The organism is Bradyrhizobium sp. ISRA436 (genome assembly GCF_029910015.1).
Taxonomy (GTDB): Bacteria; Pseudomonadota; Alphaproteobacteria; order Rhizobiales; family Xanthobacteraceae; genus Bradyrhizobium.
In genome coordinates this window covers 658,524-682,169 of the sequence record NZ_CP094519.1, presented here as the reverse complement: position 1 = coordinate 682,169, position 23,646 = coordinate 658,524, and the positions used below count along the sequence as shown (strand labels likewise).

The 23,646-nt window shown below is 65.3% G+C and carries 23 protein-coding genes, 1 pseudogene and 1 riboswitch; of the genes and pseudogenes, 15 read left to right on the top strand and 9 right to left on the bottom strand.

Features of this window, described 5'->3' with window-relative positions; translation table 11 throughout:
- Window positions 1-127 precede the first annotated feature (127 nt).
- The 3 genes from MTX23_RS03145 to MTX23_RS03135 all read right to left on the bottom strand — a co-directional run bounded on the left by MTX23_RS03145 (window position 128) and on the right by MTX23_RS03135 (window position 3,171).
- On the bottom strand, window positions 128-1,372 hold the full coding sequence (locus tag MTX23_RS03145) for an MFS transporter (protein ID WP_280975185.1): 1,245 nt from the start codon (window positions 1,370-1,372) through the stop codon (window positions 128-130).
- A gap of 444 nt (window positions 1,373-1,816) precedes the next feature.
- A complete protein-coding gene (locus MTX23_RS03140) occupies window positions 1,817-2,314 on the bottom strand; it encodes a type II toxin-antitoxin system HicB family antitoxin (RefSeq protein WP_280975184.1) in 498 nt (165 codons plus the stop codon).
- Between the two features lie 182 nt (window positions 2,315-2,496).
- A complete protein-coding gene (locus MTX23_RS03135; RefSeq protein WP_280975183.1) occupies window positions 2,497-3,171 on the bottom strand; it encodes a DUF938 domain-containing protein in 675 nt (224 codons plus the stop codon).
- 281 nt (window positions 3,172-3,452) lie between these two features.
- On the opposite strand from MTX23_RS03135, the gene soxX reads away from it, so the two are divergent.
- The 9 genes from soxX to MTX23_RS03090 all read left to right on the top strand — a co-directional run bounded on the left by soxX (window position 3,453) and on the right by MTX23_RS03090 (window position 9,895).
- Window positions 3,453-3,743: a sulfur oxidation c-type cytochrome SoxX gene (gene soxX, locus MTX23_RS03130; protein ID WP_280977962.1), complete on the top strand. Its 291-nt coding sequence runs from the start codon at window positions 3,453-3,455 to the stop codon at window positions 3,741-3,743.
- A 31-nt stretch (window positions 3,744-3,774) separates the two neighbouring features.
- A complete protein-coding gene (gene soxY / locus MTX23_RS03125; RefSeq protein ID WP_280975182.1) occupies window positions 3,775-4,269 on the top strand; it encodes a thiosulfate oxidation carrier protein SoxY in 495 nt (164 codons plus the stop codon).
- Window positions 4,270-4,341: 72 nt separating this feature from the next.
- Window positions 4,342-4,653: a thiosulfate oxidation carrier complex protein SoxZ gene (gene soxZ / locus MTX23_RS03120; RefSeq protein ID WP_280975181.1), complete on the top strand. Its 312-nt coding sequence runs from the start codon at window positions 4,342-4,344 to the stop codon at window positions 4,651-4,653.
- On the top strand, window positions 4,650-5,510 hold the full coding sequence (gene soxA / locus MTX23_RS03115) for a sulfur oxidation c-type cytochrome SoxA (RefSeq protein WP_280975180.1): 861 nt from the start codon (window positions 4,650-4,652) through the stop codon (window positions 5,508-5,510). Before soxZ ends, soxA begins: the two co-directional genes overlap by 4 nt.
- Window positions 5,507-5,812 (top strand): hypothetical protein, encoded by a 306-nt coding sequence (locus tag MTX23_RS03110; RefSeq protein WP_280975179.1) that lies wholly within the window; start codon window positions 5,507-5,509, stop codon window positions 5,810-5,812. The genes soxA and MTX23_RS03110 overlap by 4 nt, the downstream gene beginning before the upstream one ends.
- 187 nt (window positions 5,813-5,999) lie before the next feature.
- Window positions 6,000-7,751 carry a thiosulfohydrolase SoxB gene (gene soxB / locus MTX23_RS03105; RefSeq protein ID WP_280975178.1) on the top strand — a complete coding sequence of 584 codons (1,752 nt, stop codon included), beginning with the start codon at window positions 6,000-6,002 and terminating at the stop codon, window positions 7,749-7,751.
- Window positions 7,748-8,209: a hypothetical protein gene (locus tag MTX23_RS03100; RefSeq protein WP_280975177.1), complete on the top strand. Its 462-nt coding sequence runs from the start codon at window positions 7,748-7,750 to the stop codon at window positions 8,207-8,209. The genes soxB and MTX23_RS03100 overlap by 4 nt, the downstream gene beginning before the upstream one ends.
- 11 nt (window positions 8,210-8,220) lie before the next feature.
- Entirely contained in the window at window positions 8,221-8,664 is a 444-nt protein-coding gene (locus MTX23_RS03095; RefSeq protein ID WP_280975176.1) for a DsrE family protein, read from the top strand.
- A gap of 190 nt (window positions 8,665-8,854) precedes the next feature.
- Window positions 8,855-9,895, top strand: a complete 1,041-nt coding sequence (locus MTX23_RS03090; protein ID WP_280975175.1) for an MBL fold metallo-hydrolase — start codon at window positions 8,855-8,857, stop codon at window positions 9,893-9,895.
- Window positions 9,896-9,916: 21 nt separating this feature from the next.
- Here the strand turns inward: MTX23_RS03090 and MTX23_RS03085 are convergent, their stop codons facing one another.
- The 3 genes from MTX23_RS03085 to MTX23_RS03075 form a co-directional block, all read right to left on the bottom strand.
- Window positions 9,917-10,708, bottom strand: a complete 792-nt coding sequence (locus MTX23_RS03085; protein ID WP_280975174.1) for an ABC transporter substrate-binding protein — start codon at window positions 10,706-10,708, stop codon at window positions 9,917-9,919.
- A gap of 251 nt (window positions 10,709-10,959) precedes the next feature.
- Complete coding sequence (locus tag MTX23_RS03080; RefSeq protein WP_280975173.1) at window positions 10,960-11,733, bottom strand: ABC transporter ATP-binding protein; 774 nt, start codon at window positions 11,731-11,733, stop codon at window positions 10,960-10,962.
- Window positions 11,730-12,752: an iron ABC transporter permease gene (locus tag MTX23_RS03075; RefSeq protein WP_280975172.1), complete on the bottom strand. Its 1,023-nt coding sequence runs from the start codon at window positions 12,750-12,752 to the stop codon at window positions 11,730-11,732. The genes MTX23_RS03080 and MTX23_RS03075 overlap by 4 nt, the downstream gene beginning before the upstream one ends.
- Before the next feature lie 132 nt (window positions 12,753-12,884).
- Window positions 12,885-13,011, top strand: a riboswitch (cobalamin riboswitch).
- Between MTX23_RS03075 and MTX23_RS03070 the strand changes: the two are divergent.
- Window positions 13,006-13,245: pseudogene (locus MTX23_RS03070) on the top strand (TonB-dependent receptor); the annotation flags it as partial. It overlaps the preceding riboswitch by 6 nt.
- Window positions 13,246-13,353: 108 nt before the next feature.
- Complete coding sequence (locus MTX23_RS03065; protein WP_280975171.1) at window positions 13,354-13,515, top strand: hypothetical protein; 162 nt, start codon at window positions 13,354-13,356, stop codon at window positions 13,513-13,515.
- A gap of 109 nt (window positions 13,516-13,624) precedes the next feature.
- Here MTX23_RS03065 and MTX23_RS03060 read toward each other — a convergent pair whose 3' ends face one another.
- Entirely contained in the window at window positions 13,625-14,911 is a 1,287-nt protein-coding gene (locus MTX23_RS03060) for a hypothetical protein (protein ID WP_280975170.1), read from the bottom strand.
- Window positions 14,912-15,082: 171 nt separating this feature from the next.
- On the opposite strand from MTX23_RS03060, the gene MTX23_RS03055 reads away from it, so the two are divergent.
- Window positions 15,083-16,321, top strand: coding sequence for an MFS transporter (locus MTX23_RS03055; RefSeq protein WP_280975169.1), 1,239 nt, complete (start codon window positions 15,083-15,085; stop codon window positions 16,319-16,321).
- Between the two features lie 65 nt (window positions 16,322-16,386).
- On the opposite strand, the gene MTX23_RS03050 is transcribed toward MTX23_RS03055, so the two are convergent.
- Complete coding sequence (locus MTX23_RS03050; RefSeq protein ID WP_280975168.1) at window positions 16,387-16,839, bottom strand: MarR family transcriptional regulator; 453 nt, start codon at window positions 16,837-16,839, stop codon at window positions 16,387-16,389.
- Window positions 16,840-16,920: 81 nt separating this feature from the next.
- Here MTX23_RS03050 and MTX23_RS03045 point away from each other — a divergent pair, with 81 nt between their 5' ends.
- From MTX23_RS03045 to MTX23_RS03035, 3 genes are all read left to right on the top strand, one after another.
- Window positions 16,921-18,705 (top strand): chloride channel protein, encoded by a 1,785-nt coding sequence (locus tag MTX23_RS03045; protein ID WP_280975167.1) that lies wholly within the window; start codon window positions 16,921-16,923, stop codon window positions 18,703-18,705.
- A gap of 189 nt (window positions 18,706-18,894) precedes the next feature.
- Complete coding sequence (locus tag MTX23_RS03040; RefSeq protein WP_280975166.1) at window positions 18,895-20,613, top strand: amidohydrolase family protein; 1,719 nt, start codon at window positions 18,895-18,897, stop codon at window positions 20,611-20,613.
- A gap of 213 nt (window positions 20,614-20,826) precedes the next feature.
- On the top strand, window positions 20,827-21,981 hold the full coding sequence (locus MTX23_RS03035) for an IS4 family transposase (RefSeq protein WP_280972038.1): 1,155 nt from the start codon (window positions 20,827-20,829) through the stop codon (window positions 21,979-21,981).
- A 134-nt stretch (window positions 21,982-22,115) separates the two neighbouring features.
- Here MTX23_RS03035 and MTX23_RS03030 read toward each other — a convergent pair whose 3' ends face one another.
- The gene (locus MTX23_RS03030) at window positions 22,116-23,420 is read right to left on the bottom strand and encodes an MFS transporter (RefSeq protein ID WP_280975165.1); all 1,305 of its coding nucleotides are present in this window, start codon (window positions 23,418-23,420) and stop codon (window positions 22,116-22,118) included.
- Window positions 23,421-23,646 lie beyond the last annotated feature (226 nt).

Below are 23,646 nucleotides of genomic sequence, written 5' to 3'. Positions count from 1 at the left end.
GATGTAAATAGCCACGCAAGGCAATCACTTCGATTCAGATCGAAGTGTCAGCAATTGGCAGCAGGAGACCTGCTGCGCATGCCCCTGCGGGAAGACCGCAACGCACCTTTTCGTTTCCGGCTCTTGCCTAGACGCTGGGATCCGGAATCTCGTCCATCGCCCGTAATTTCGCTCGGCGTTTGGCGAACGACACGAGCGACAGCACGACGAGGCCGAGCAGCACCGGCGGGAACACCACCATGTTGACGGCGTTCCAGCCGTAGTGGGCGAGCAACTGGCCTGAGGAGAACGAGCCGATCGCCATCATGCCGAAGACGAGGAAATCGTTGAAGGCCTGCACCTTGTTGCGTTCCTGCGGCCGGTGGGTTTCCAGCACCAGCGCGGAGGCACCCACGAAAGCGAAATTCCAGCCGACCCCGAGCACGATCAGCGTCGCCCAGAAGTGCGGTGCGGTGATGCCGGACAGCCCGATCATCGCGGCCACCGCTTCGAGGATCAGGCCGAGCGCGACGATCACCGGCGCGCCGAACCGCGCGATCAGAGAGCCGGTGAAGAAGCTCGGGCCGTACATCGCCACGATGTGCCATTGAATGCCGAAATTGGAGTCACTCACCGTGAGCCCGCACATCTTCATGGCGAGCGGCGCCGAAGTCATCACGAGGTTCATCATCGGATAGGCGATCACGCCGCACAGCGCGGCGGCAATGAAGCGCGGCTGCTTCGCGATCTCGAGCAGCGGACGGCCGCCATGCAGGTCCGCCGCCGCGGGCTTCGGCGCATCGACGCCGGACAGCACCGCCATCGCGACCAGCGCAACCAGCGCCTGCATCACAAAGGAGAAGGCGAACAGATAGGGCGGCCAGACGTCCATGGTCCATTGCACGAGCTGCGGCCCGAGCACGCCGGCGAACACGCCGCCGGCCATCACCCACGACACCGCCTTGGGCCGAAACTCGGCGCTCGCGCCATCGGCCGCCGCGAAGCGATAGGATTGCGCCACGGCGCCGTAGAGTCCGCCGAGGAAGGTCGCGCCGCAGAACAGCCAGAACGACGCGTGCAGGATGGCCCAGGCACCGAGCAAGCCGGTGAGCGTGCCGCAGCCGGTGCCGATGATGAAGGCGACACGGCGGCCATAGGCCCGCGAGATCGCGCCGGTCGGCAGCGTGCCGGCGGCAAGCCCGAGCACATACATCGAGAGCGGCACCGTCGCGAGCGAGATGCTCGGTGCCAGCGTGGCGCCGACGATCGAACCGGTGGCGAAGATCACAGCCGAATTGGCGCCAGTCAGCGCCTGCGCCGCGGCGAGCCGCAATACGTTGCCGCGCGCCCGCGCGTCGTCGGCCGCTTCGTCCAAAGCTGTCACGTCGGTCATCGGCATTCCCGCCCTGAGCGTCCCCCGGCGGGAGCCCCCTGTTGCCGGCACTATGAAGAGCGGGCTCGGCGCGATCAACCGACGCAAATGGGCGCACCCCATGCGAGAATGCAATGAAATGCGGCTCAGCAGATCATTCTGCCCGTTCCGTCATCTTGAGGCGCGAGCCTTGCATCGCATTTGCACTGCTGGGCGAGCCGCGAAGGATGCACGGGCCACCGTCCGGACCGTCGCGCATCGAGACGCCGCTTCGCGGCTCCTCAGAGGCGGTGAATGCATGCAGTCCGTCATTGCGAGGAGCGAAAGCGACGAAGCAATCCATACTTCCGCGTACGCCGCGCGATGGATTGCTTCGCTTCGCTCGTCTTTCCGGTCATCGCGAGGAGCGTCAGCGAGGAAGAACCCATCCTGCTTCCTCTCGACCAGGATTGCTGTCGCGCGTCCCTATCGCATCAGCTTCTTGGCCGGCCGCTTCCCGGCGCGCAACGCGCCGGTCTTGTGCACCTTGGAACGTGGCGCGATCGGGGCGCCGCGTGGATATCCGCCCGGCCATTCGAGCGCAAGCGAGCTCGCAAAACCGAAAAAGCTCGAGCGGCTCATGCCGAGCTCGGCGGCGCGCTTGTCGATCCGCACGATCAGGCTCTTCGGCAGATAGACATTCACCCTCTCGGACGGATCAGGCGGATCCACACCGACGATGAAGTAGGCGGCGACGTCGGAGCCCTTCGGGGCCACGATCTGCTCGATCGGCGTCGGCTCCGGCAGCACGCGACCCTGCTCGACCCAGCCGTCGACCGCCTGCGCCAACGCATGCTCGGCGCGTTCGATCGCCTCTTCCTGCGATCTGCCTCCGGCCACACAGCCCGGAAAATCGGGAAACCATGCGCCGAACGCACCGCGCGGACCGCGCTCCAGCACCGCCGGATAAAGCCGCCTCTCCATTCTGGCCTCCGTTGTTGAGGTATGCTATTTAACACACAGGAGTGTGTCAAATGACACATTGTCAGGCGGAAGAGCGGACATGGACCCGCAAGCCGAGCTCCGCATCATCCCGGCGGCCTATCGCTACGCCCTCCTGAAGGACAAGATCGGCTGGAATCGACGGCGACCGGTGAGCGCAGCAGCTAGTCCCGCGCGAACGCCAGAATCATGTTGTTGGCCGGCATCTCGAACGCGTCAGCCAACTTCAGGCCGACGCTCCTGGCCAGTTTTTTGAGGTCGGCGATATCGCGCACGCCCCACTCCGCGTCACGCCCCCGCAACGAGGTGTCGAACACTGCATTGCTGAGCGCGGTGTGCTTGCCGTCGCGCTTGAACGGACCGTAGAGGAACAGCCGGCCGCCGAGGCGCAAATGCCTGTTAGCACCGGCGAACAGGCCCTCGGCGACGCGCCAGGGCGCAATGTGGATCACGTTGGCGCAGAAGATCGCGAGCAGCTTGTCCGGGTCGCTGCCCCCTGATGGCACAGGCGACCATTCCGGATCCGACAGGTCGATCCGCTGGGGCGGTCGGATGTTGGGGAGGCCCGCATGGGCACGCCACGCCACGATGCTCCTCAAATGCGCCGCGTGGAGGTCGCTCGGCCACCAGGTGATGTCGGGCGTTTGACGCGCGAAATGCACGACATGCTGCCCGGTGCCGCTGCCGGCTTCCAGCACGTCACCGGACTGACCGGCCAGAAACGGCCGCAGCACCGCCCAGATCGGCTCGTGGTTGCGGTGGAAAGCGGCCGCATCGAGCCGTCCGTCCGCCTCCACTGGCCGGCCATCCTTGCCGAACTCTGCGACATACTCCGCCACCGCGCTCTCCTCGGCTCACCCCTATCTCAACCGCACGATCATGACAGGCTGAAGGCGCGCAAGACGGCCTGGTTCCGCGCGCCATCGCGGTGCATCGCACCGACGTTAACCCCCGACGCGACGCGCTCGTCCTGCACATTGCCAATCGATCGCCTTTGTGCTTTCCACTCTCGATATTGCGATATTGCGATGGGATCATCGAGACTGAAGCCCGGGAAACACCCTTGATCGCCAACTTCTCCAAGCCGGCCCTCGCGCTGGCGCTGCTGGTGGGCGCGGCAGTGGCTGCACCCGCACAGGCCCAGTCCGCCGCCGAGGGCCAGAAGCTCGCCTTCGACCGCGGCAAGGGCAACTGCCTGACCTGCCATGTGATCAAGGGCGGCGACCTGCCCGGCACGATCGGCCCCGCGCTGACCGACCTCCAGAAGAAATACAGCCGCGACGAGCTGACCGCGATCGTGTCAGACGAGACCAAGCGCAACCCGCTCACCGTGATGCCTCCATTCGGACGAAACCGGATCCTGACTGAGAGAGAGATCAGCGCGGTGGTCGATTTCCTGCAGACGCTGTGACGCCGCGACGGTCGCTTTAGGAGTATTTGGAATGAGCATCACGACCAAGAAATTTTCCGGGACGCGCCGCCTGGTGCTGAAGGGCGCAGGTGTCGCCGCGCTGATCGGCCTCGGCGTCATCCCGTTCGACGTGCGGCAGGCGCTCGCGGCCGCCAACGCCCCCTACCCGACCGAGGCGTTCAAGCAGAAGAACGAGGCCGACGCGATCAAGGCGCTCTATGGCAAGACGGCCGAACCGTCCGACAAGGTGAAGATGGACGCGCCTGAGATCGCCGAGAACGGCGCGGTGGTGCCGATCTCGGCCACCACGACGCTCGCCGACGTGACTTCGATCTCGTTCCTGGTCAGCGAGAACCCGATCGCGCTGGTGGCCTCGTACAGAATTCCGGCAGGCACGTTGCCGAGCGTCTCCAATCGCATCAAGATGGCGAAGACCAGCAATGTGATCGTGATCGTCGAGGCCGGCGGCAAGCTCTACAGCGCCACCAAGGAGGTCAAGGTCACCGTCGGCGGCTGCGGCGGCTGACCACGCATGATCCGGAAAAGTGGGAACCGGTTTTCCGACAAGATCATGCGCAAACCATAAAGGAATAATCCGATGGCATCGAGCATTCGCGTGCGCGCCACGTCAAACGGTGAGACCACCGAGGTACAGGCGCTGATCCAGCATCCGATGGATTCCGGCTTCGTCAAGGACGCCAAGGGCGAGATCATTCCGCCGCATTTCATCCAGCAGCTGACCTTCGAACATGACGGCAAGCCGGTGTTCATCGCCGACTGGGGCGGCGGCGTCTCCAAGGACCCCTATGTCAAGTTCGCCTTCAAGGGCGGCAAGAAGGGCGACGATCTGAAGATCAGCTGGGTCGACAACAAGGGCGCGACCGACAGCACCACGGCGAAGATTCAATGACACGGCGTCGTCCTGTTCATGTCGCAACCGCAGCGCTTGCGCTGGGCGTGCTGGCGCTTGCGCCTTCGGCGCACGGGGCGGACACGATCGATCCTGCGGCTGACAAGGCCGCCTTCCAGAAATACTTCACCACCAAATTTCCCAAGCTGAAGCTGGAGGATTTCGTCAACGGTCCCTATTCGATGAATGAGGACCTGCACAAGCAGTGGGAAGAGAAGGAAGAGTTCCCGCCCTACGAGTTCTCGCTCGAGGCCGGCAAGGAGATGTTTTCGAAGCCGTTCAAGAACGGCAAGAGCTACGCCGATTGTTTCCCGAACAAGGGCATCGGCATCCGCCAGAACTATCCCTATTTCGACGAGAAGGAGGGCAAGGTCGTCACGCTCGAGCTCGCGCTCAATCGCTGCCGCGAGGCCAATGGCGAGGCGCCGTTGTCCTACGTGAAAGACGACATGGCGGCGCTCACTGCCTACATGGCCTTCACCTCGCGCGGCAAGCCGATGGACATCAAGATCCCGAACGATCCGCGCGCGCTCGAGGCCTATCAGAAGGGTAAGGAATATTTCTATACCCGCCGCGGCCAGCTCAATTTCTCCTGCGCGACCTGCCATGTGCAGAGCCCGGGCGAGCGGATCCGCGCCGAGGTGCTGGCGCCGGCGCTCGGCATCCTGAACGCGATGCCGATCTACCGCTCGGAATGGAGCGGCATGGGCACGATCAGCCGCCGCTTCACCAGCTGCAACAGCCAGACCCGCGCCGTGCCGCTCAACCCGCAGGACGACGAGTATCGCAACCTCGAATACTATCTCTCCTATGTCAGCAACGGGCTGCCGATCTCGGGTCCGGGAGCGCGGCCATGAGAACGGCGATCATCTTCGCAGCCGTGCTGCTGATCGCGAACGGAGCGAGCGCCCTCGCCGCCTCCGAGGCCGACTACAAGGCGGCCTATGCGGCAGCCGAAGCCGCCAACAAGGAAGCCGGCTCGCTGCGCAACCAGTGGACCACCACCGCCTCGAAGCTGGCTGCGGCGAAAAAGGCCGCCGACACCGGCGACTTCGACACCGCGGTCGCGCAGGCCAAGGAAGCGGAAGCACTGGCAAAGGCCTCGATCTTCCAGGCCACCAGCGAGAAGCAACGCTGGAAGGACATGGAAATTCGCTGACGTATGTTGAGATGACAATGAACTCATTCCGCATCGCCGGTGCTACACCTCTCTCATCGGGAGAGGTCGCGCCAAAGGCGCGGGTGAAGGGTTACATTCTCTCGTGTGGCCCGCGGCCCCTCACCCGGCGCTGCGCGCCGACCTCTCCCCGATGGGGAGAGGTGAAGCGGGCCGGGCGGAGAAAATCATGATCATCCGCCGCCGGGATTTCTTGAGAGCGACGGCCGCCGCAACGCTGACGGCCGGCCTGCCGGCGAGCTCTGCGCGCAGCGCCGACACCGCAAGCGTCTACGATCTCGAACGCTTCGGCAATGCGCGCGTCCTGCACATGACGGATACGCACGCGCAGCTCAGGCCGGTGTTCTTTCGCGAGCCCAGCGTCAATCTCGGCGTCGGCGCGATGGCCGGCCAGCCGCCGCATCTGGTCGGCAAGGCGTTCCTCGACCGTTTCGGCATCCGGCCCGACAGCGCCGATGCCTATGCCTTCACCAGCGTCGAGTTCGAGAAGGCAGCTAGCCGCTTCGGCAGGCTGGGCGGCTTTGCACATCTGAAGACGCTGATCGACAAGCTGCGCGCCGATGCCGGCCAGGGCCGTTCGATTCTGCTCGACGGCGGCGACCTCTGGCAGGGCACCGGGCTCGCCAACGCCGTGAAGGGCGCCGACATGGTCGAGGCTGCCAACCTGCTCGGCATCGAGGCGATGACCGGCCATTGGGAATTCACCTATGGCGAACAGGCCCTGCGCGACAATCTCGCCCGCTTCAAGGGCGAGTTCCTGGCGCAGAACGTGTTCCTGACCGAGGAAGCCGCGTTCAACGACGCGAAGGCGTTCGACCCGGCCTCGGGGCGCGTCTTCAAGCCGTCTGTCGTCAAGGAGATCGGCGGCCACCGCATCGCGATCATCGGCCAGGCATTCCCCTACGTGCCGATCGCGCATCCCAGGCGCTTCACGCCGGACTGGACCTTCGGCATCCGCGACGAGGAGTTGCAGAAGCTCGTCGACTTTCACCGCAACAACGACAAGGTCGAGGCGGTGATCCTGCTGTCGCACAACGGCATGGATGTCGACCTCAAGCTCGCGGGCCGCGTCACCGGCATCGACGTCATCCTCGGCGGTCACACCCATGATGCGATCCCGCTGCCGATCACGGTGACCAATGCCGGCGGCGTGACGCTGGTCACCAACGCCGGCTCGAACGGCAAATTTCTTGGCGTGCTCGATCTCGACCTCGCCAAGGGCAAGGTCGCCAATGTACGCTACCGGCTGCTGCCGGTGTTCTCTGAGCTGTTGAAGCCTGACCCTGCGATGCAGGGGCTGATCGACCGGGTGCGCGAGCCGTATGTCGGCGAGTGGGGCGACAAGCTCGCCTCCGCCGACCGCCTGCTCTACCGCCGCGACAATTTCTCCGGCACCGTCGACCAGTTGATCTGCGACGCGATGTTGAACGAGCTCGATGCCCAGATCGCACTGTCGCCGGGCTTCCGCTGGGGTCTCACCATGCTCGCCGGCCAGCCGCTGACCATGGAAGACGTGCTGTCGGAAACTGCGATCACCTATCCCGAGACCTACGTCACGACCATGACCGGCAGCCGGATCAAGGACGTGCTGGAAGACGTTTGCGACAATTTGTTCAACGCCGATCCCTATCATCAGCAGGGCGGCGACATGGTCCGCGTCGGCGGCCTCGCCTACACCTGCGCGCCAGCGGAAACCGTCGGCAAGCGCATCTCCGAGCTGAAGCTCGCCAACGGCAAGCATCTCGAAGCCCGCAAGAGCTACAAGGTCGCGGGCTGGGCGTCGGTCAACGAACAGAAGGGCGCGCCGATCTGGGATATCGTCGCAAAGCACCTGCGTGCCGGACGGCCGCCGAACCGTGCCGCGCCGGGCGTGACGCTGAAGGGCGTCGACGACAATCCGGGTATCGTAAGGCAAGGATGACGATGCGGCAGGCGATCACCACGATGCTTTGCTTTGCGCTGATCGCCCTCGCGGCGCCGCCGACCTACGCCCAGCAGGAGCCGCCGCTGCAGGACAAGCCGTTTGCCGAGCACAAGGTCGTGCTGCAGCTCTCCGACAACGATCCGAAGAAGCAGGGTCTCGTGATCAGCGTCGCCAACAATCTGATGAAGCGCTACGATCCCGACAAGGTGGCGATCGAGATCGTCGCCTTCGGCCCCGGCATCGATCTGCTCAAGCCCGACAATCCGAACCGCAAGCTGGTCGAGAGCCTGGTAGCGCAGGGCGTGCGGGTCGATATCTGCCTGAACACCGTCGATACGATCGAGCGCGAGACTGGGAAGCGGCCGGACTACATCCCCGTCGCCACGCCGGTGCAGGTCGGCGTCGCGCAGATCCTGCGGTTGACCGAGAACGGATACACGCTGGTTCGGCCTTAGGGAGAATTGCCATGCTTCGTCGCCTTGCCGCCGCTGGTGCGGTGTCGCTCGCGCTCACAGCAACCGCCTTCGCCACGGACAAGTCGCATCGCATCGCAATCCAGGTCGACCAGAACGACCCGCAGGTGATGAATCTCGCGCTCAATAACGCGACGAATGTCATCGAATACTACCGCGCCAAGAACGAGGACGTGGACGTCGACATCGTCACCTACGGCCCCGGCCTCAACATGCTGCGCAGCGACACTTCGCCGGTGCAGGATCGCATCAAGCGGCTGAAGGACCTGGTGTTTCCGGGCAAGATCCAGTTCTCCGCGTGCAACAATACCAAGCATGCGATGGAGAAGGCCGAGGGCCACGCCATCTCGGTGGTCCCGGACGCCACCATCGTACCGTCAGGCGTGGTCCATCTGATGGAATTGCAGGAGCAGGGCTGGAGCTACGTCAGGCCCTAACGCCCCCTCAAAACCTCCATAAGCCCCGTTATCCTGAGGAGCCGCATAGCGGCGTCTCGAAGGACGCACGGCCCGTTGCGCGGGGATGACGGCAATGGACCATCCCAGGGGGATGGATTTGCTTTGAGCAGACCACGTCTATGGAATAATATCCTCCCCAAGACTCGGTCCGAAGAATAGGTCAGCCGCCATGATCTTTCGCCAGCTGTTCGACAGCGCGTCCGGCACCTACAGCTATCTGCTCGCCAGCCGCGCCGGCGGCGAGGCGCTGATCCTCGATCCTGTGCTGGAGAAAGCGGACCGTTACTGCAAGCTGCTGCAGGAGCTCGACCTGCGGCTGGTCAAGGCCGTCGATACCCACCTGCACGCCGACCACGTCACCGGTCTCGCCGAGCTGCGCGACCGTACCCAGTGCATCACCATCATGGGCGAGCAGAGCAAGGCTGACGTGGTGTCGATGCGCGTCTCCGACGGCGACAAGGTAACGATCGAGGGCCTTTGCCTCGAGGCGATGTATACGCCCGGCCACACCGACGATTCCTACAGCTATTTGATGGGCGACCGCGTCTTCACCGGCGATACGCTGTTGATCCGCGGCACCGGCCGCACCGATTTCCAGAACGGCAGCGCGCGGGAGCAATACGACTCGATCTTCAACCGCCTGTTGAAGCTGCCCGACGAGACGATGGTGTTCCCTGCCCACGACTACAAGGGCGACACCGTCTCCACCATCGGCGAGGAGAAGCGCTACAATCCCCGCCTGCAGGTGAAGTCGGTCGACGACTATGTCGAGTTGATGAACAACCTCCATCTGCCGAATCCCAAGATGATGGACGTCGCGGTGCCTGCCAACATGCATGTCGGCCTGCACCAGGACGAGCTCGCCAAGCAGGGGCTTGCACTGACCGCGCGCGACGCCATCGCGAGCCTCGGCCGGCCCGATATCTTGCTGGTCGATCTGCGCGAGAATGGCGAGCGAGCCAAGCACGGCACGCTCCCCGGCGCGATGCACGCGCCCTACCCCGGCATCTGCGAGAGCCTGCAGCCCGGCGGCATGCTGCGCGAGGTCGCGGCCGCAACCGGCCGCCGCGTCGTGTTCTTCTGCGCCTTCGGCGAACGCTCGGCGATGGCGGTGGCCGCCGCAAAGAAAGCGGGATTAGCGAACACCGCCCACATCGAAGGCGGCATCGACGCCTGGAAGAAGGCCGGCGGTCCGGTAATGCCCGGGTGATTTCGTAGCCCGGATGCAGGGTCAACGCGTCACCCGCTTCAGTTCCGCCGTCAGCCGGTCCAGTGCGTCGGCGAGCATCACGCCGCCGCACACGGTGAGCCGCTCGGGCAGCACGATGCGCTTGTTCGGGGGGTAGAAGCGTTCCAGCGCGGGATGCAGCAGGAAGGCGCGGCCCTCGTCCTCGGCGCGATCGCCGGCTTCCGACACCAGAATGAAATCCGGCCGCAGCTTCACGATCGCCTCCAGCGAGGCAAATCCGCCGGCCTCGAGGCCGAGCTCGCCGGCGGCATTGACCAGGCCGACTTCGGCCAACAATGAGCTGACCAGGCTGTTCTTGCCGGACACCCAGCCACGCCGCTCCAGCGGCAGCACACGATAATGATGAGCGGTGACCGCGCCCCGCGCGCGGGCGATTGCAGCATCGAGGCGTGCGATCTCGGCGCTGGCGCGATCCGCATGCTGCACGACATCGCCCATCTGGCGGATCTGCGCTTTCACCTCGTCGAGCGTGCGCGGCACCGAGAATTCGACAAGGTGAAGTCCATTGGCCTTCAGCAGGTCGCGCGTCTCGCGCTTGTCGAACTGGCTGACGACGACAACATCCGGCTTCAGCACCAGCACGTCCTCGGCCCCGCCGGACAGGACAGGATAGCGCCGCGCCTCGTCGGCCGCCCAGGATTGCCAGGCATCGCGAGCGAACGGGCTGAGCCCGAGGATCTGATCCGGATCGGCCAGCGACAGCACGAGCTGGTCGCTGCAGACATTCATCGAGACGATGCGCGGTCCGGCGGCGAGCGAGGTGCTGGCCGACATCATCCAAGCCAGAGCGGCAAACGTCAGCGCACAAAGGAATGAGCAAAGCTGGCGGCCACGACGGGGCTGCGCCCCCTCTCCCGCTTGCGGGGCGCGACGAGCAAAGCTCGCGCGGAGAGGGCTGGGGTGGGGGTATCGCCGCGAATCGTATTGTGGAGAAAGCCCCCACCCGCATCGTATCTGACGATACGATGCGACCTCCCCCGCAAGCGGGAGAGGTGAAACGAGCTCGCGGAAACTCCGTCGCGGCATCACACGTCCGCCCACGGCACGATCACCGCCTCGCGCTGATACTCGGCGCGATAGGCGCTGATCCGAAACACTTCGGCCATCACCGCTTCCGATAGCGCTTCGGTCGGCGCGCCCTGCGATGCCAATCGTCCCTCCGACAGCACCAGCACGTGATCCGCAAAGCGCGCGGCAAGGCCGAGATCGTGGGTTACGACGACAACGAGCACGCCTGTCTTGGCGACGCTGCGCAGCCTCTGCATCACGTCGACCTGATGGCGCGGATCGAGCGACGCCGTCGGTTCGTCGGCGAGAATCACGGGCGCCTCCACCGCAAGCACGCGGGCCAGCGCGACCCGGCTGCGCTCGCCACCGGAGAGTTCGGTGACGCGGCGGTCGCTGAACGCGGTGACGTCGACCGCCTGCATCGCCCGCAGCACCGCCTCCATGTCGTCAGGCGACAGCCGGGCGGGATCAGTCGCGCCGTGCGGATAGCGGCCGAGCGCGACGATGTCGCGCACCGGCAGCGGCCAATGCACCATGTGCCCCTGCGGCAGATAGGCAAAGCGCTTGGCGCGCTCGCGCAAGGACAGCGACGACAGCACATCGCCACCGATCCTGATGTCGCCGCGGGAGGGGATCAACCCGGCCAACGCACGAAGCAGCGTGGTCTTGCCCGCGCCGTTCGGACCAACCAGAGCCACCAGATGACCCGATGCAAGCGATAGCGAGATGTCGTGCAGCACTTTTCGGCGGCCGAGCGAGGCGTTGAGATCGGTTGCGGACAGCAGCGTCACGCCACGCCTCCGCCGAGCGCGCGGCGTTCGCGCATGATCAGATAGAGGAAGAACGGCACGCCGATGATCGAGGTCAGCACGCCGACCTTGATGTCGGAGGTCGAAGGGATGATGCGCACCGCGATATCGGCCGCCAGCAGCAGCGCCGAGCCGGTGAGCGCGCTCGGCACCAGGAGCCGCGCCGGATCGTGACCGATCACGGGCCGCATCAGATGCGGCGCGACCAGGCCGATGAAACCGATCGTCCCTGTCACGGCGACCGCACCGCCGACCCCGAGCGCGACACCCGAGATGACGAACAGCCGCAACCGCCCGACATCGACACCAAGGCTCTGCGCGGCCTCCTCGCCGAGCGTCAGCGTGCGGAAGCTGCTTCGCTGGCTGAGCAGGACGGCCGCGCCGGCCAGGATGAAGGGCAGCGCAATCGCGACATGCTGGAAACTGCGGTCCTCGAGCGAGCCGAGCAGCCAGAACGCGATCTCCAGCGCCACGAACGGATTGCTCGAGAGATTCATCACCAGCGCCGTCGCGGCACCTGCGAAGCTGGAGATCGCGAGACCCGAGAGGATCAGGATCAACAGTCCGGCGTTGCGTCCCGCGATCGCAAGCAGGGCGAACACCGAGCCGAACGCCGCGATGATCGCTGCGACCGGCAGCGCGTAGGAACGCACGTCGGCCAGCCCCAGCGCGATCACCAGCACCGCCCCGAACGCCGCCGCCTGTGGCGCGCCGAACAACGACGGCGAGGCCAGCGGATTGCGCAACAGCCCCTGCAGCGCCGCACCCGACAATCCCAGAATGCCGCCGATCGCAAACGCCAGTATGGTCCGCGGCAGACGGATCTCGCGCACGATCACCTGCGCCACGTCGCTGCCGCCGCCGAACAGCGCCTCGATCACCTTGAGCGGCGACAGCCGTACCGGCCCGATGCCGAGCGAGATCAGCACGAGCAGCACCACGAGCGCAGCGAGCGCCACGGTCGCGGCCAAGCGGCGCCGCGCCGCGACCTCGGTCGCCATGGCAAAATCCTGCACACTCATCGGATCAATGCTCTTACAGCGATCGCCGTGGCAGACAAGCGACACTCGGCGAAAACCGTGCCCGTCCAGCCGCAGCCCCACTCCCGCCGGCATTGACTTTAGTCTCCGGCCGAACCCTAGTGACCATGACGGTTCTTTCATGAGATGAAAAGGGAATGCGGTACGGGAAACTCCCCCAAGGCCGCGGCTGCCCCCGCAACTGTATGCGGTGAATCCTTCGTTACGCGCCTGCAGCTCCCGCACCATGGACAACGACTAGGCCAACACTCAGAGCCGCATTCCCGGCAACGCGACGGCCGACATCAAGCTCAGCGGGCAATACGACCGCTTCTTCTGGTCGGTCGGCGTGAACAACCTGTTCAACGCGCTCTACTACGACTACGCCATCGCCAGCTCGTTCACCGCGGGCCGCTTCTCGGCCTATCCGCTGCCGGGCCGGACCTACATGGTGCGGGCCGGCGCGACGTTCTGAGCCGTTGCAGGGCGGCGGGACGCATCCCGCCGCACCGTCTGCTCGCATTTCAAGCGCTTGCAAACTGGGATAGATTTTCCGGCACCATCGATTGCGCAGGGGAAATGTATGGGCAAAGCCGGAAAGAAGAGCAAGGGTCGCGGCAAGGCCAGCGAGCCGCCGAAAAAGCCTCCGCCGCCCCCAACGCCGCAGGACGACGAATATTATGAGGACGGCGACATCGCCACGCCGAAGCTCGATCGCTACGGCAATGACGACGAGCCGTTGTAGGCGCATGCCTATCCACGCCGTCGTCCTGGCGAAAGCCAGGACCATTACCACTGAAGCGAGTTGGAGGGCGAGCTACGGCCCCAGCCTGCTAACTAACTTTCAGCGGTGGTTATGGGCCCTGACCTTCGCCAGGACGACGCGTTGAAGCATCGCGCAAGAACCCCTCACTCTCGATTATCCGGATGCTCGCGGCGTCGAGCAGATGCGCGCCGAAGCCGCGCGATAGCGACGACGCGAGCTGCGGCGAGACCAGCAGCAGCGCGGCGGTGATCGCCAGCGGCACGGCGCCGGGCCAATCGAGCCGCACCGGCGTCAGTTCCTCGGTGCTGCCCCGATAGGGACCCTTGCCCGCGGCGATGCGGCCGCATTCCCCGATGATGTCGCGCCGCGTGCCGTCGCGTGACGCGCTGCCGAGCAGCGCCAGCATCGCAAGATGCGTCCGCACGCCGGCGCGGCTCTCGGCAAGCGGCTCTGGCGTCTCGCCGCGCGAGACCCGCAGCAGCAGATCGACGAGATCGGTGCCTGCGCGGTGCGCGTTCATCGGCTCGACCAGCCGCGGATTGCAGTCGATCAGCAGCGGGGTTGCGCTGTCGAGCGGCATGATGACGTCGACCGAGAGCGCCCCGTGCCAATTGAGATGCGCGCCGATCGTCTCGAGATAGCGGCGGATCGCCGGCCGGCTGACGCTCTCCTTGATCGCCTCGCCGCCGCCGACTCCGGCGGCAACCTGCCGATAGGCATGGAAGCCGAGCAACTCGCCGCGGCAAAACACCGACTGCGCCTTCTCGGTGGTACCGGTGACGAGGTCCTGCACCAATAGTTCTCCACCGATGTCCCCGCTTGTTTGGAGATCGTAGAGCGCGAGATTGAGATCGCCTGCGTCGCGCACGATCCACACGCCGCGGCTTGCAGTGCCGATCGACGTCTTGATCACCGATGGAAACCGGGTCGCCCCGCGCAGTTCGTCGAGCGAGGTGACGATCCGCGTCGGCGGCTGCGGCAGGCCGAGTTGATCGAGCAGGCGGCTGAAGCCCGCCTTGCTGTGCACCCCGCGGTAGCTGGCGAAATCCGGCAACGCGAGCCCAACGCGCGGCTTCAGCCGCGCCTCGCCCCGGGCGAACAGGAAGCCCTGCTCGTGGGTCGGCAGCAGCACGTCGAAATGTTGCGATGCCAACAAACTTTCGACGAAGCGCAGGAAGCCGCCCGGATCGGTGCGCAGGCCGGGACAATGGTGGAATTTGCGCACAAAGCGCGAATAGCGCGCCAGGCACCAGCGCGAGGGGTCGCAGACCTCGACGTGATGGCCGGCCGCACCCAGGATCGTGATCGCCTCGCGGCCAGAGGTGCTGGACCCCTCTGACACGAGCACCCGGAGCGGCTTTTTGGCGTCGATCATGTCCGATCATCGCCGCAATGCCGCACTTTGTCGCCGCCTTTAATGCCGCACGTGTCGATCCGGCACCCACCCCGGGGGCAGCCATGCAGCTGCGTTCATGGACAATTATCGGCCAATGTCTATTTTTCACTCCGCCCTGCCGGGCAGTGACGACATGGGGTTCTCTCCGAGATGGTCGATATTCTGGCCGCACAGCAACAAGCGAAGGCCGACAGCGCGCTCCGCACGCTGACGGGGATTTCCGTCGCGCATTGGGTCAGCCATTTCCATATCTTCGTGCTGCCGATGCTGTTCCCGTTCCTGAAACAGCAGCTCGGCGTCGGCTATGTGGAGCTCGGTTTTGCGCTGACGGTGTTCGCGGTGGTCTCTGGCCTCACCCAGGCGCCGATCGGCTACCTCGCCGACCATATCGGGGCGCGCAGGATCCTGCTGATCGGGCTGACCGTCGGCGGCTGTGCGTTGATCGGGCTCGGCCTGCACCTGAGCTATGCTTCGCTGATCGTCTGCGCGGTGCTGCTGGGGCTCGCCAACAGCGTCTACCATCCGGCCGACTACGCCATCCTCTCGGCGCATATGGACGCGGCGCGGATGGGCCGCGCCTTCTCGATCCATACCTTCGCCGGCTTCCTCGGCGGCGCGGTGGCGCCGGCGATCATCGCGGCGCTGGTCGCGTGGATCGGCGGGCTCGGCGCCCTGGTCGTGGCCGGCGCAGTCGGCCCGCTGGTGGCGCTGTTTCTGATCGTGCTCGGCATCCCCGATGCGGGCGCGAACAGGAGCAAGGCCAAGGACGCCACCGCGCCGAAGGCCAGCGTGATCACGCCGGCGCTCATCGTGCTCACGGCCTTCTTCACGCTGCTCAGCCTGTCGACATCGGGCATCAACAATTTCGGCGTGGTCGCGCTGATGGGCGGCTATGGCGCATCGTTCTCGACCGCCAACATCGCGCTGACCGCCTTCCTCGGCGCCAGCGCCGTGGGCGTGCTCGCCGGCGGCTATCTCGCCGACTGGACTCACCGCCACAGCCAGGTCGCGGCGGCCTGCTTCGCCGTCAATGCCGCGCTGGTGCTGCTCATCGCGCTGGTCAATCTGCCGTCGGCGGCGCTGACGCTGGCGATGGGCCTTGCCGGATTCCTCGGCGGCGTGATCGCGCCGTCCCGCGACATGATGGTGCGCAACGCCGCACCGCCCGGCGCCGCAGGCCGCGCCTTCGGCATCGTCTCCACCGGCTTCAACTTCGGCGGCATCGTGAGCCCGCTGCTGTTCGGCTGGATCATGGACCAGCACATGCCGCACTGGGTGTTCGGCGCCTCCGTGGTGTTCATGGTGCTGACGGTGCTGCTGGCGCTGCTCACCGAGCGCAAGCCGCAAACCTCGGAATATCCCGGCGAGGCGAAGAGCCCGCGCGCCTGACGCGGGAAGCCCCTGGCGCTCTGTGATGATTGCGCCGCGTCGGATAGCTCGCGCGCAAAGCGCCGTCATTCCGATCGTCGCGACAGCACCTGCTTCAGCAGCGGCTCGATCCGCGACAGCTCATCCAGGTGAGCCGCGGAAAGCTTGGCGAGATGATCCGCCGCGAGGCCGGTCAGCTTCAACAGCACCCGCCGCTGGTCGGAGGGATCGAGGACGCGCTCGACCAGCCCTGCCTCGGAGAGCCGGTCGACGAGCTCGACCGTGGTGTGGTGACGAAGCCGCAGCCGTTCGGCCAGATCGCCGATCGCGACCGGTCCGCCGCCCGGATAGCCCCGGATCGCCAGCAATGCCTGATGCTGCCTCGGCGTCAGGCCCTCGGCCTTCGCCGCCTCCTGGCTGAACTCCAGAAAACACCGGATCAGGTAGCGAAATTGCGACAGCGCCTCGTAATCGGCCTGGCTCGGAACCCGCTTTCGGGCCCGGGCGGTCGATTTCAGAGGATTTTTCGACGCTGCCATTCCATATCTCCGGCTTGTAATTATATCGCAATGCGATATGAGGCCGCCCATTGTCAACCTGATCCGGGCCTTCCGCCGTCCATGAGCGTCCTTTCCGCCAAATCGAATCTCCCCGCCAAGACCACTCACCGTCTCGGTGACTTCACGACCGACCCGCGCGTCGTGGTGATCTCGGCCATCGCCGTCGTTGTTGCCAGCGCCGGCGTGATCGCCGGCGTCGTGCTGCTGCAGCTGATCAGGCTTGCCACCAACATCGCCTATTTTGGCCAGTTCAGCTTCGCCGACCTCAAGCTGCAGGACTCGCCGCTTGGCCTTTGGGCCGTGCTGGTGCCGGTCGCAGGCGCGTTCATCATCGGCCTGATGGCGCGTTTCGGCAGCGAGAAGATCCGCGGACACGGCATTCCGGAAGCGATCGAGGCCATTCTGCTCGGCCGTTCCCGGCTCGACGCCAAGGTCGCGGTCCTTAAGCCGCTCTCATCGGCGGTCGCGATCGGCACCGGCGGCCCGTTCGGCGCCGAGGGCCCGATCATCATGACGGGCGGCGCGATCGGCTCGCTGATCGCGCAGATGCTTCCGGTGAGCGACAACGAGCGCAAGACCCTGCTGGTGGCGGGCGCCGCCGCCGGCATGACCACCGTGTTCGGGACGCCGATCGCCGCGATCATGCTCGCGGTCGAGCTGCTGCTGTTCGAATGGACGCCGCGCAGCTTCATTCCCGTCACGGTCGCGGCCGTGGTGGCGGCGGTCGAGCGCACCTTCCTTCACATGCCCACCCCGCTGTTCCCGTTCACCGGCAGCGTCGACATCTCGGTGATCCAGCTCGGCGCCTGGGTGCTGATCGGAATTCTCTCCGGGCTGCTGTCGGGCGTGCTCACCCAGCTCGTCTATGGCTGCGAGGATATCTTCCTGAAGCTGCCGATCCACTGGATGTGGTGGCCGATGATCGGTGGCCTGGTGGTAGGCCTCGGCGGCCTGATCGAACCGCAGGCGCTCGGCGTGGGCTATGACAACCTTGCGGCGATGCTGCGCGGCGACGTGGTGCTGAAGGCCGCGTTGCTGCTGCTCGTGGTGAAGGCCATTATCTGGTCGGTCGCGCTCGGCTCGGGTACGTCGGGCGGCGTGCTGGCGCCGCTGCTGATCATGGGCGGCGCGATGGGGACAGCGCTGAGCGGCTATCTGCCGTCCGCGAGCCCCGGCTTCTGGGCGCTGCTGGCGATGGCGGCGACGATGGGCGGCACGATGCGCTCGCCGCTGACCGCAACCTTCTTCGCCGTCGAGCTCACCGGCAACACCCACGTGCTGCTGCCGCTGATCGCGGCCTGCGGCACCGCCCATGGCGTCACGGTGCTTCTGATGCGGCGGTCGATCCTCACCGAGAAGGTCGCCCGACGCGGCCATCATTTGGTGCGCGAGTACCGCGTCGATCCGTTCGCGTTGACGCGTGTGCGCGACGTGATGACCAAGGCGGTCGAGACGGTCCCCGATACCATGACGCTGCACGGCGCCGCCGCCTTCCTGACCAATCCGAAGACCGGGCACCCCAGCTTTCCCGTCGTCGATGCCAACCATCACGTGCTCGGGGTCATCGATCCGCCGGCCGTGCTGCGCTGGCGTCGCGCCGGCAAGCATCGCACCGCGACGCTCAACCAGCTGTTGACGGGAAGCAAGATCACCGTCGCCTATCCCGATGAATATCTTGATAGGCTCGCCGACCGCTTGATGCAGGTCAACGTCTCGCACCTGCCGGTGATCTCGCGCGAGGATCAGCGCCTTGTCGGCTATATCGGCTGGAAGGATTTGATGCGGGTGCGCGCCAGGCTGCAGGCCGAAGAGACCCAGAAGACGTCCTTCTTCGGCGCGCGATAGGTCTGCACCGGCGTCCGCGGCGGAGGGGCATCCGCTCCGCCGCGGAACCAATTTCCTCCAGGCGGTCGCGCGATCTTCGCTGGCAAAACACCGCCAACGCATCCCAGAGCTTCATCGGCAGCGGTTGACAGCATCATGGGCTCTCCCATGATGCCGGCTAACCAAGAACAGCCAACGGGATGACACGCCATGACCTCGACCCCTGACCTCGTGATCCGCGGTGGGACCATTGCCGACGGCAAGGGCGGCGATCTCTATGAGGCGGACGTCGCCATCGCCGGCGGCCGCATCTCCGAAGTCGGTAAGGTGCAGGCCAAGGGCAAGGAGGAGATCGACGCCAAGGGCAAGCTCGTAACGCCCGGCTTCGTCGACGTCCACACCCATTACGACGGTCAGGTGACCTGGAGCCAGGACATCACGCCGTCGTCGCAGAACGGCGTCACCACCGCGATCATGGGCAATTGCGGCGTCGGCTTCGCGCCGTGCCGGCCGAGCGATCACACCCGGCTGATCCAGTTGATGGAAGGCGTCGAGGACATCCCGGAGCCTGTGCTGAGCGCCGGCATTCCCTGGGAGTGGGAGAGCTTCCCCGACTACATGGACTGGTTGTCGAAGCGCAATTTCGACATGGACATCGGCGCGCAACTGCCGCATGCGGCGCTGCGCGTGTACGTGATGGGCGAGCGCGGCGCGCGCCGTGATCCCGCAACGCCTGAGGACAACAAGGCGATGGCGGCGCTCGCCGGCGACGCGGTGCGATCAGGCGCACTGGGTTTCTCGACCTCGCGCACGCTCAACCACCGCACCTCGACCGGCGACTACACGCCGACGCTGAAAGCGGGCGAAGACGAATTGACCGCGATCGCCGGCGCAATGCACGGCGTCGGCCGCAGCGTGCTGCAATTCGTACTCGACCAGAGCACCGTCCACGAAGATCTGCCGATGATGCTGCGGGTCGCTGAAAATACCAGATGCCCGATCTCGTTTTCCGTAGCCCAGGCCGACAAGGCGCCGCGGCGCTGGCGGCAGACGATGGACACCATCAATGAAGCCGCCGCCCGCGGCCTGTCGATCACGACCCAGATCGCCGCGCGGCCCGTTGGGCTGCTGCTTGGGCTGGAATTGTCGCGCAACCCGTTCCAGACCCATCCAAGCTACCGCGCGATCGCCACGCTGCCGCCGGCCGAGCGGCTCGCGCATTTGCGCCGGCCTGAGGTGCGCGCGGCCATCCTGAGCGAAACGGCGACGGCGACCGACGATCCGCTGTTCTTCCGGCCGAACTACGACAAGATCTATCTGCTGGGTAATCCCCCGGACTATGAGCAGCCGCCGGAGAACGCGCTCGGCCCGCAGGCGCGCCGCCAGGCCCGGCAGCCGGAAGAACTCGCCTATGACGCGATGCTGACGGACGAGGGCCGCGGCATGCTCTATGTGCCGTTCCTGAATTATGCCGACGGCAATCTCGATGCCGTGCATGAGATGCTTCGCGAACCCAGCGCCGTGCCGGGATTGAGTGACGGCGGCGCGCATTGCGGCATCATCTGCGACGCCAGCTTCCCGACCTATCTCTTGACGCACTGGACGAGAGACCGCAGCCGCGGCGAGAAGCTCTCGATCCCGTTCGTGGTCGCGGCGCAGTCGCGCAAGACCGCACTGTCGGTCGGCCTCCACGATCGCGGCGTGATCGCGCCCGGCTTTAAGGCCGACGTCAACGTGATCGACTACGACCGGCTGCATCTGCATCCGCCGAAGGTGCATTACGACCTGCCGGTCGGCGGCCGCCGCCTGATGCAGCAGGTCGACGGCTACGAGGCCACCATCGTCTCGGGCGTCGTCACGCGGCGCGACGGCAAGGCCACCGGCGCGCGCCCCGGCAAGCTCGTGCGCGGCGCGCAGGGATTGAATTGATCGCGTAGCGACGTAGCCCGGATTCCGCGTCGTCATGGCCGGGCTTGTCCCGGCCATCCACGTCTTCCTTCACGTGGAAAACCAAAGACGTGGATGCCCGGGACAAGCCCACGGCTGTCCGGTTTAAATTTGGTGGACAGGGCGCATGGCGTGGATTCTTCTGCGGTCTTGAGCATCGCCAAATGTTCGAGACACGCCAGGAAGGTCCCCGCCATGCGCCACCACAATACAGTATTTCACGGCATTCTGAACTTGGTGCCGTGGAGTGTTTTGGATCGGCTTGTGGACAGATATCGCGCCAACAAGCGGGTACGCCGTCTCAGCACGCAGAACCAGTTCGTCGCGATGCTGTATGCGCAGCTGTCTGATGCCCAGAGCTTGCGCGCGATCGAAGCATCTTTCGAGAGCCATGCCACGCGGCTCTATCATCTCGGAGCGCGAGAGCTGTCGCGCTCGACCCTGGCTGACGCCAACGCCAAGCGTTCCAGCGCGGTCTTTACCGCGCTGTTGTCAGAGCTGATGGGCCGCTGCGAGCGTGACCTCGCTGGCAAGCTGGCGGGCGCAGTGTATCTGGTTGATTCCACGGGCTTTCGGCTGACCTCCCTGAGCGCCGAGTGGGCGCGGTTTTGTTCCGGTGTGCACGGGGTCAAGCTGCATATCGTCTATAATCCAGACCGCGAGCGGCCGAGTTTCGCCGAGCTGACGCCCGCCAACGTCAACGACATCACCGTCGCCAAGGCCATGCCGATCCGCCCCGGGGCCACCTATGTCTTCGATCTCGGCTACTATGACTATGGCTGGTGGGCCCAGCTCGACAACGCGGGATGCCGCTTGGTCACACGGCTGAAGGTCAACACACCGTTGGTGGTGACGGCCGAGAACAAGGTGCCTGAAGGCTCCTGCGTGCTCTCCGATCGCATCGGTCTGTTGCCCGCAAGGCAGGCAAAGTCCCGCAAAAACCCGTTCAAGGATCCGGTGCGCGAGATCACGGTCCGCACCGAGACAGGCAAGATCCTGCGTATCGTGACCAACGACCTCGATGCCCCGGCCGACGAGATCGCCGAACTCTACAAGCGCCGCTGGCAGATCGAGCTGTTCTTCCGCTGGATCAAGCACACGCTCAAAATCCGGCACTTCTTCGGCACGTCGGAGAATGCCGTCCGCATTCAGATCGCCATCGCATTGATCGCCTTCTTGCTCTTGCGCATGGCCCATACCGCCCAAAGCAGCGTCGAGAATCTCCTGACCTTCACACGTCTGGTGGCTCAGAACCTCATGCACCGGCGGCGGATTGATCGTCTCCTCGATCCGCCGCCCCCGATCATCAAAGACGACCGCCAGATGAGCCTCAGCCTAGGCCAAATTTAAACCGGACAGCCGTGGGTCAAGCCCGGCCATGACGAGTTTGTGGGTAGACCTACTAAACCACAGGCATCGAACGCGCAGCATAACCGGCATATGCGATTGCCCTCCCCCTTTCCGGGGAGGGTGAACCCATAGTCTCACGTTGGCGAGACCGCGCTCTGGATCGTGCCGGCCTGCTGCGGCGTGCCGGTCAGCCGGGCGCGTTCGGTGTTCGGCCACAACAGCAGCAGCCCGAGCAGGCCGGAGCCGGCCATGATCGCGGCATTGATGGTGAAGCCCGTCATGTAGCCCTGCAGCACCGCGCCGGAATGCTGGATCACGTTGCCCATCACCATCGGCGCCAGGATGCCCGAGATCGTGTACAGCGCACCGTAGATCGCGATGATCGCGCCGCGCTGCGATACCGGCGTGAACTCGCCGAGCATCGGCGGGCAGACCACATAGATCGACCCACAGAGGCCGGAGCCGATCACGAGAAGCGCGATCATCAGCGCGCCTGGCGTGACATGAGGCAGCAAGGCGAGGATGCAGCCGCCGACGATCAGCGGCACCGAACCGAGCACGCCGCGCGCCCCGCGGGTGGTGAAGCCGCGCGCCAGCATCAGCTGTGAGATCCATCCGGTGAGGATCACGATGGTCGCGCCGAAGATCCAGGGCAGGATCGAGATGAAGCCGGCCTGCTGCTGCGAGAAGCCGAGCCCTTCGATGATGAACGAGGTGAACCAGGTGAGCCCGAGCGACAGCGCCCAATAGGCGCCGAAGGTGGCGATGACGCAGCCGACGAAAGTGCGTGACGTCAGGAGCTTCCAGTAGCGAATCCGCGGCTCGTTGGCGGCAACCGCGGCAGTCGGCACCAGCGGCCCCTCCTTGCCGAGCGCGAACCAGGCTGCGGCCCACAGCAGGCCGACGATGCCGAGCGCACCGAAGGCGTGATGCCAGCTGTGATTGACGATGATCCAGTTCAGTGCCGGCACGGCGAGGATCACGCCGAACGCCGAACCCTGTGACAGGATCGCGGTCGGCAGCGTGCGCTTCTCGTCCGGAAACCATTTGTAGATGGCGTGCGCTGCGACCGAGAAGGCCGGGCCCTCGCCGGCGCCGAGAATGATGCGGCAGATCACCAGCGTCGTGAAGCTGACGGTCCCGATCATCGGAAACTGCGCCAAGGCCCAGATCACCGCCAGGATCAGCAGCACCCACCGTGTCGATGCATGATTGACGATGAAGCCGACCACGATCGCCGAGATCGAGAACAGCAGGAAGAAGGAGGACCCGAGGGTGCCGAACTGCTCCTGGGTGAGACCCATGTCGGTCTTGATCGGCACGCCGGCCAGCCCGACCACGATCTTGTCCGCAAAGTTCACCACCATGAAAAGGAACAAAAGGAAGGTGATTTTCCAGGCGCCCTTGGGCGTATCCATGGGCGTCGGTTGCGTCGTCATGTCTGGCTCCCCATCGTTTCGTTTGTCGGCTTCGTAAGACCGGCCCCTGCCGGAGATGCTAGCCACGCCTCGCCGGACAACGCAACACCGCATTTCCTCGGGGCCTGCGACACGGCCGTCCATGGCTGCGTATCGCGCGTCCTAACAGTGATCACGATCGCGTCGCCGCCTGACTGCACCGGTGATCTGTCATGGAGCGGCTGCTATGCTCGCCACAACCAACGCC

What these genes read in the sequence shown, in the direction of transcription:
- MTX23_RS03145 (WP_280975185.1), bottom strand. Translation starts at nt 1,372, where the DNA reads ATGACCGACGTGACAGCTTTGGACGAAGCGGCCGACGACGCGCGGGCG.
- MTX23_RS03140 (WP_280975184.1), bottom strand. Translation starts at nt 2,314, where the DNA reads ATGGAGAGGCGGCTTTATCCGGCGGTGCTGGAGCGCGGTCCGCGCGGT.
- soxY (WP_280975182.1), top strand. Translation starts at nt 3,775, where the DNA reads ATGAGCATCACGACCAAGAAATTTTCCGGGACGCGCCGCCTGGTGCTG.
- soxZ (WP_280975181.1), top strand. Translation starts at nt 4,342, where the DNA reads ATGGCATCGAGCATTCGCGTGCGCGCCACGTCAAACGGTGAGACCACC.
- soxA (WP_280975180.1), top strand. Translation starts at nt 4,650, where the DNA reads ATGACACGGCGTCGTCCTGTTCATGTCGCAACCGCAGCGCTTGCGCTG.
- MTX23_RS03110 (WP_280975179.1), top strand. Translation starts at nt 5,507, where the DNA reads ATGAGAACGGCGATCATCTTCGCAGCCGTGCTGCTGATCGCGAACGGA.
- soxB (WP_280975178.1), top strand. Translation starts at nt 6,000, where the DNA reads ATGATCATCCGCCGCCGGGATTTCTTGAGAGCGACGGCCGCCGCAACG.
- MTX23_RS03100 (WP_280975177.1), top strand. Translation starts at nt 7,748, where the DNA reads ATGACGATGCGGCAGGCGATCACCACGATGCTTTGCTTTGCGCTGATC.
- MTX23_RS03095 (WP_280975176.1), top strand. Translation starts at nt 8,221, where the DNA reads ATGCTTCGTCGCCTTGCCGCCGCTGGTGCGGTGTCGCTCGCGCTCACA.
- MTX23_RS03090 (WP_280975175.1), top strand. Translation starts at nt 8,855, where the DNA reads ATGATCTTTCGCCAGCTGTTCGACAGCGCGTCCGGCACCTACAGCTAT.
- MTX23_RS03085 (WP_280975174.1), bottom strand. Translation starts at nt 10,708, where the DNA reads ATGTCGGCCAGCACCTCGCTCGCCGCCGGACCGCGCATCGTCTCGATG.
- MTX23_RS03075 (WP_280975172.1), bottom strand. Translation starts at nt 12,752, where the DNA reads ATGGCGACCGAGGTCGCGGCGCGGCGCCGCTTGGCCGCGACCGTGGCG.
- MTX23_RS03065 (WP_280975171.1), top strand. Translation starts at nt 13,354, where the DNA reads ATGGGCAAAGCCGGAAAGAAGAGCAAGGGTCGCGGCAAGGCCAGCGAG.
- MTX23_RS03060 (WP_280975170.1), bottom strand. Translation starts at nt 14,911, where the DNA reads ATGATCGACGCCAAAAAGCCGCTCCGGGTGCTCGTGTCAGAGGGGTCC.
- MTX23_RS03055 (WP_280975169.1), top strand. Translation starts at nt 15,083, where the DNA reads ATGGTCGATATTCTGGCCGCACAGCAACAAGCGAAGGCCGACAGCGCG.
- MTX23_RS03050 (WP_280975168.1), bottom strand. Translation starts at nt 16,839, where the DNA reads ATGGCAGCGTCGAAAAATCCTCTGAAATCGACCGCCCGGGCCCGAAAG.
- MTX23_RS03045 (WP_280975167.1), top strand. Translation starts at nt 16,921, where the DNA reads ATGAGCGTCCTTTCCGCCAAATCGAATCTCCCCGCCAAGACCACTCAC.
- MTX23_RS03040 (WP_280975166.1), top strand. Translation starts at nt 18,895, where the DNA reads ATGACCTCGACCCCTGACCTCGTGATCCGCGGTGGGACCATTGCCGAC.
- MTX23_RS03035 (WP_280972038.1), top strand. Translation starts at nt 20,827, where the DNA reads ATGCGCCACCACAATACAGTATTTCACGGCATTCTGAACTTGGTGCCG.
- MTX23_RS03030 (WP_280975165.1), bottom strand. Translation starts at nt 23,420, where the DNA reads ATGACGACGCAACCGACGCCCATGGATACGCCCAAGGGCGCCTGGAAA.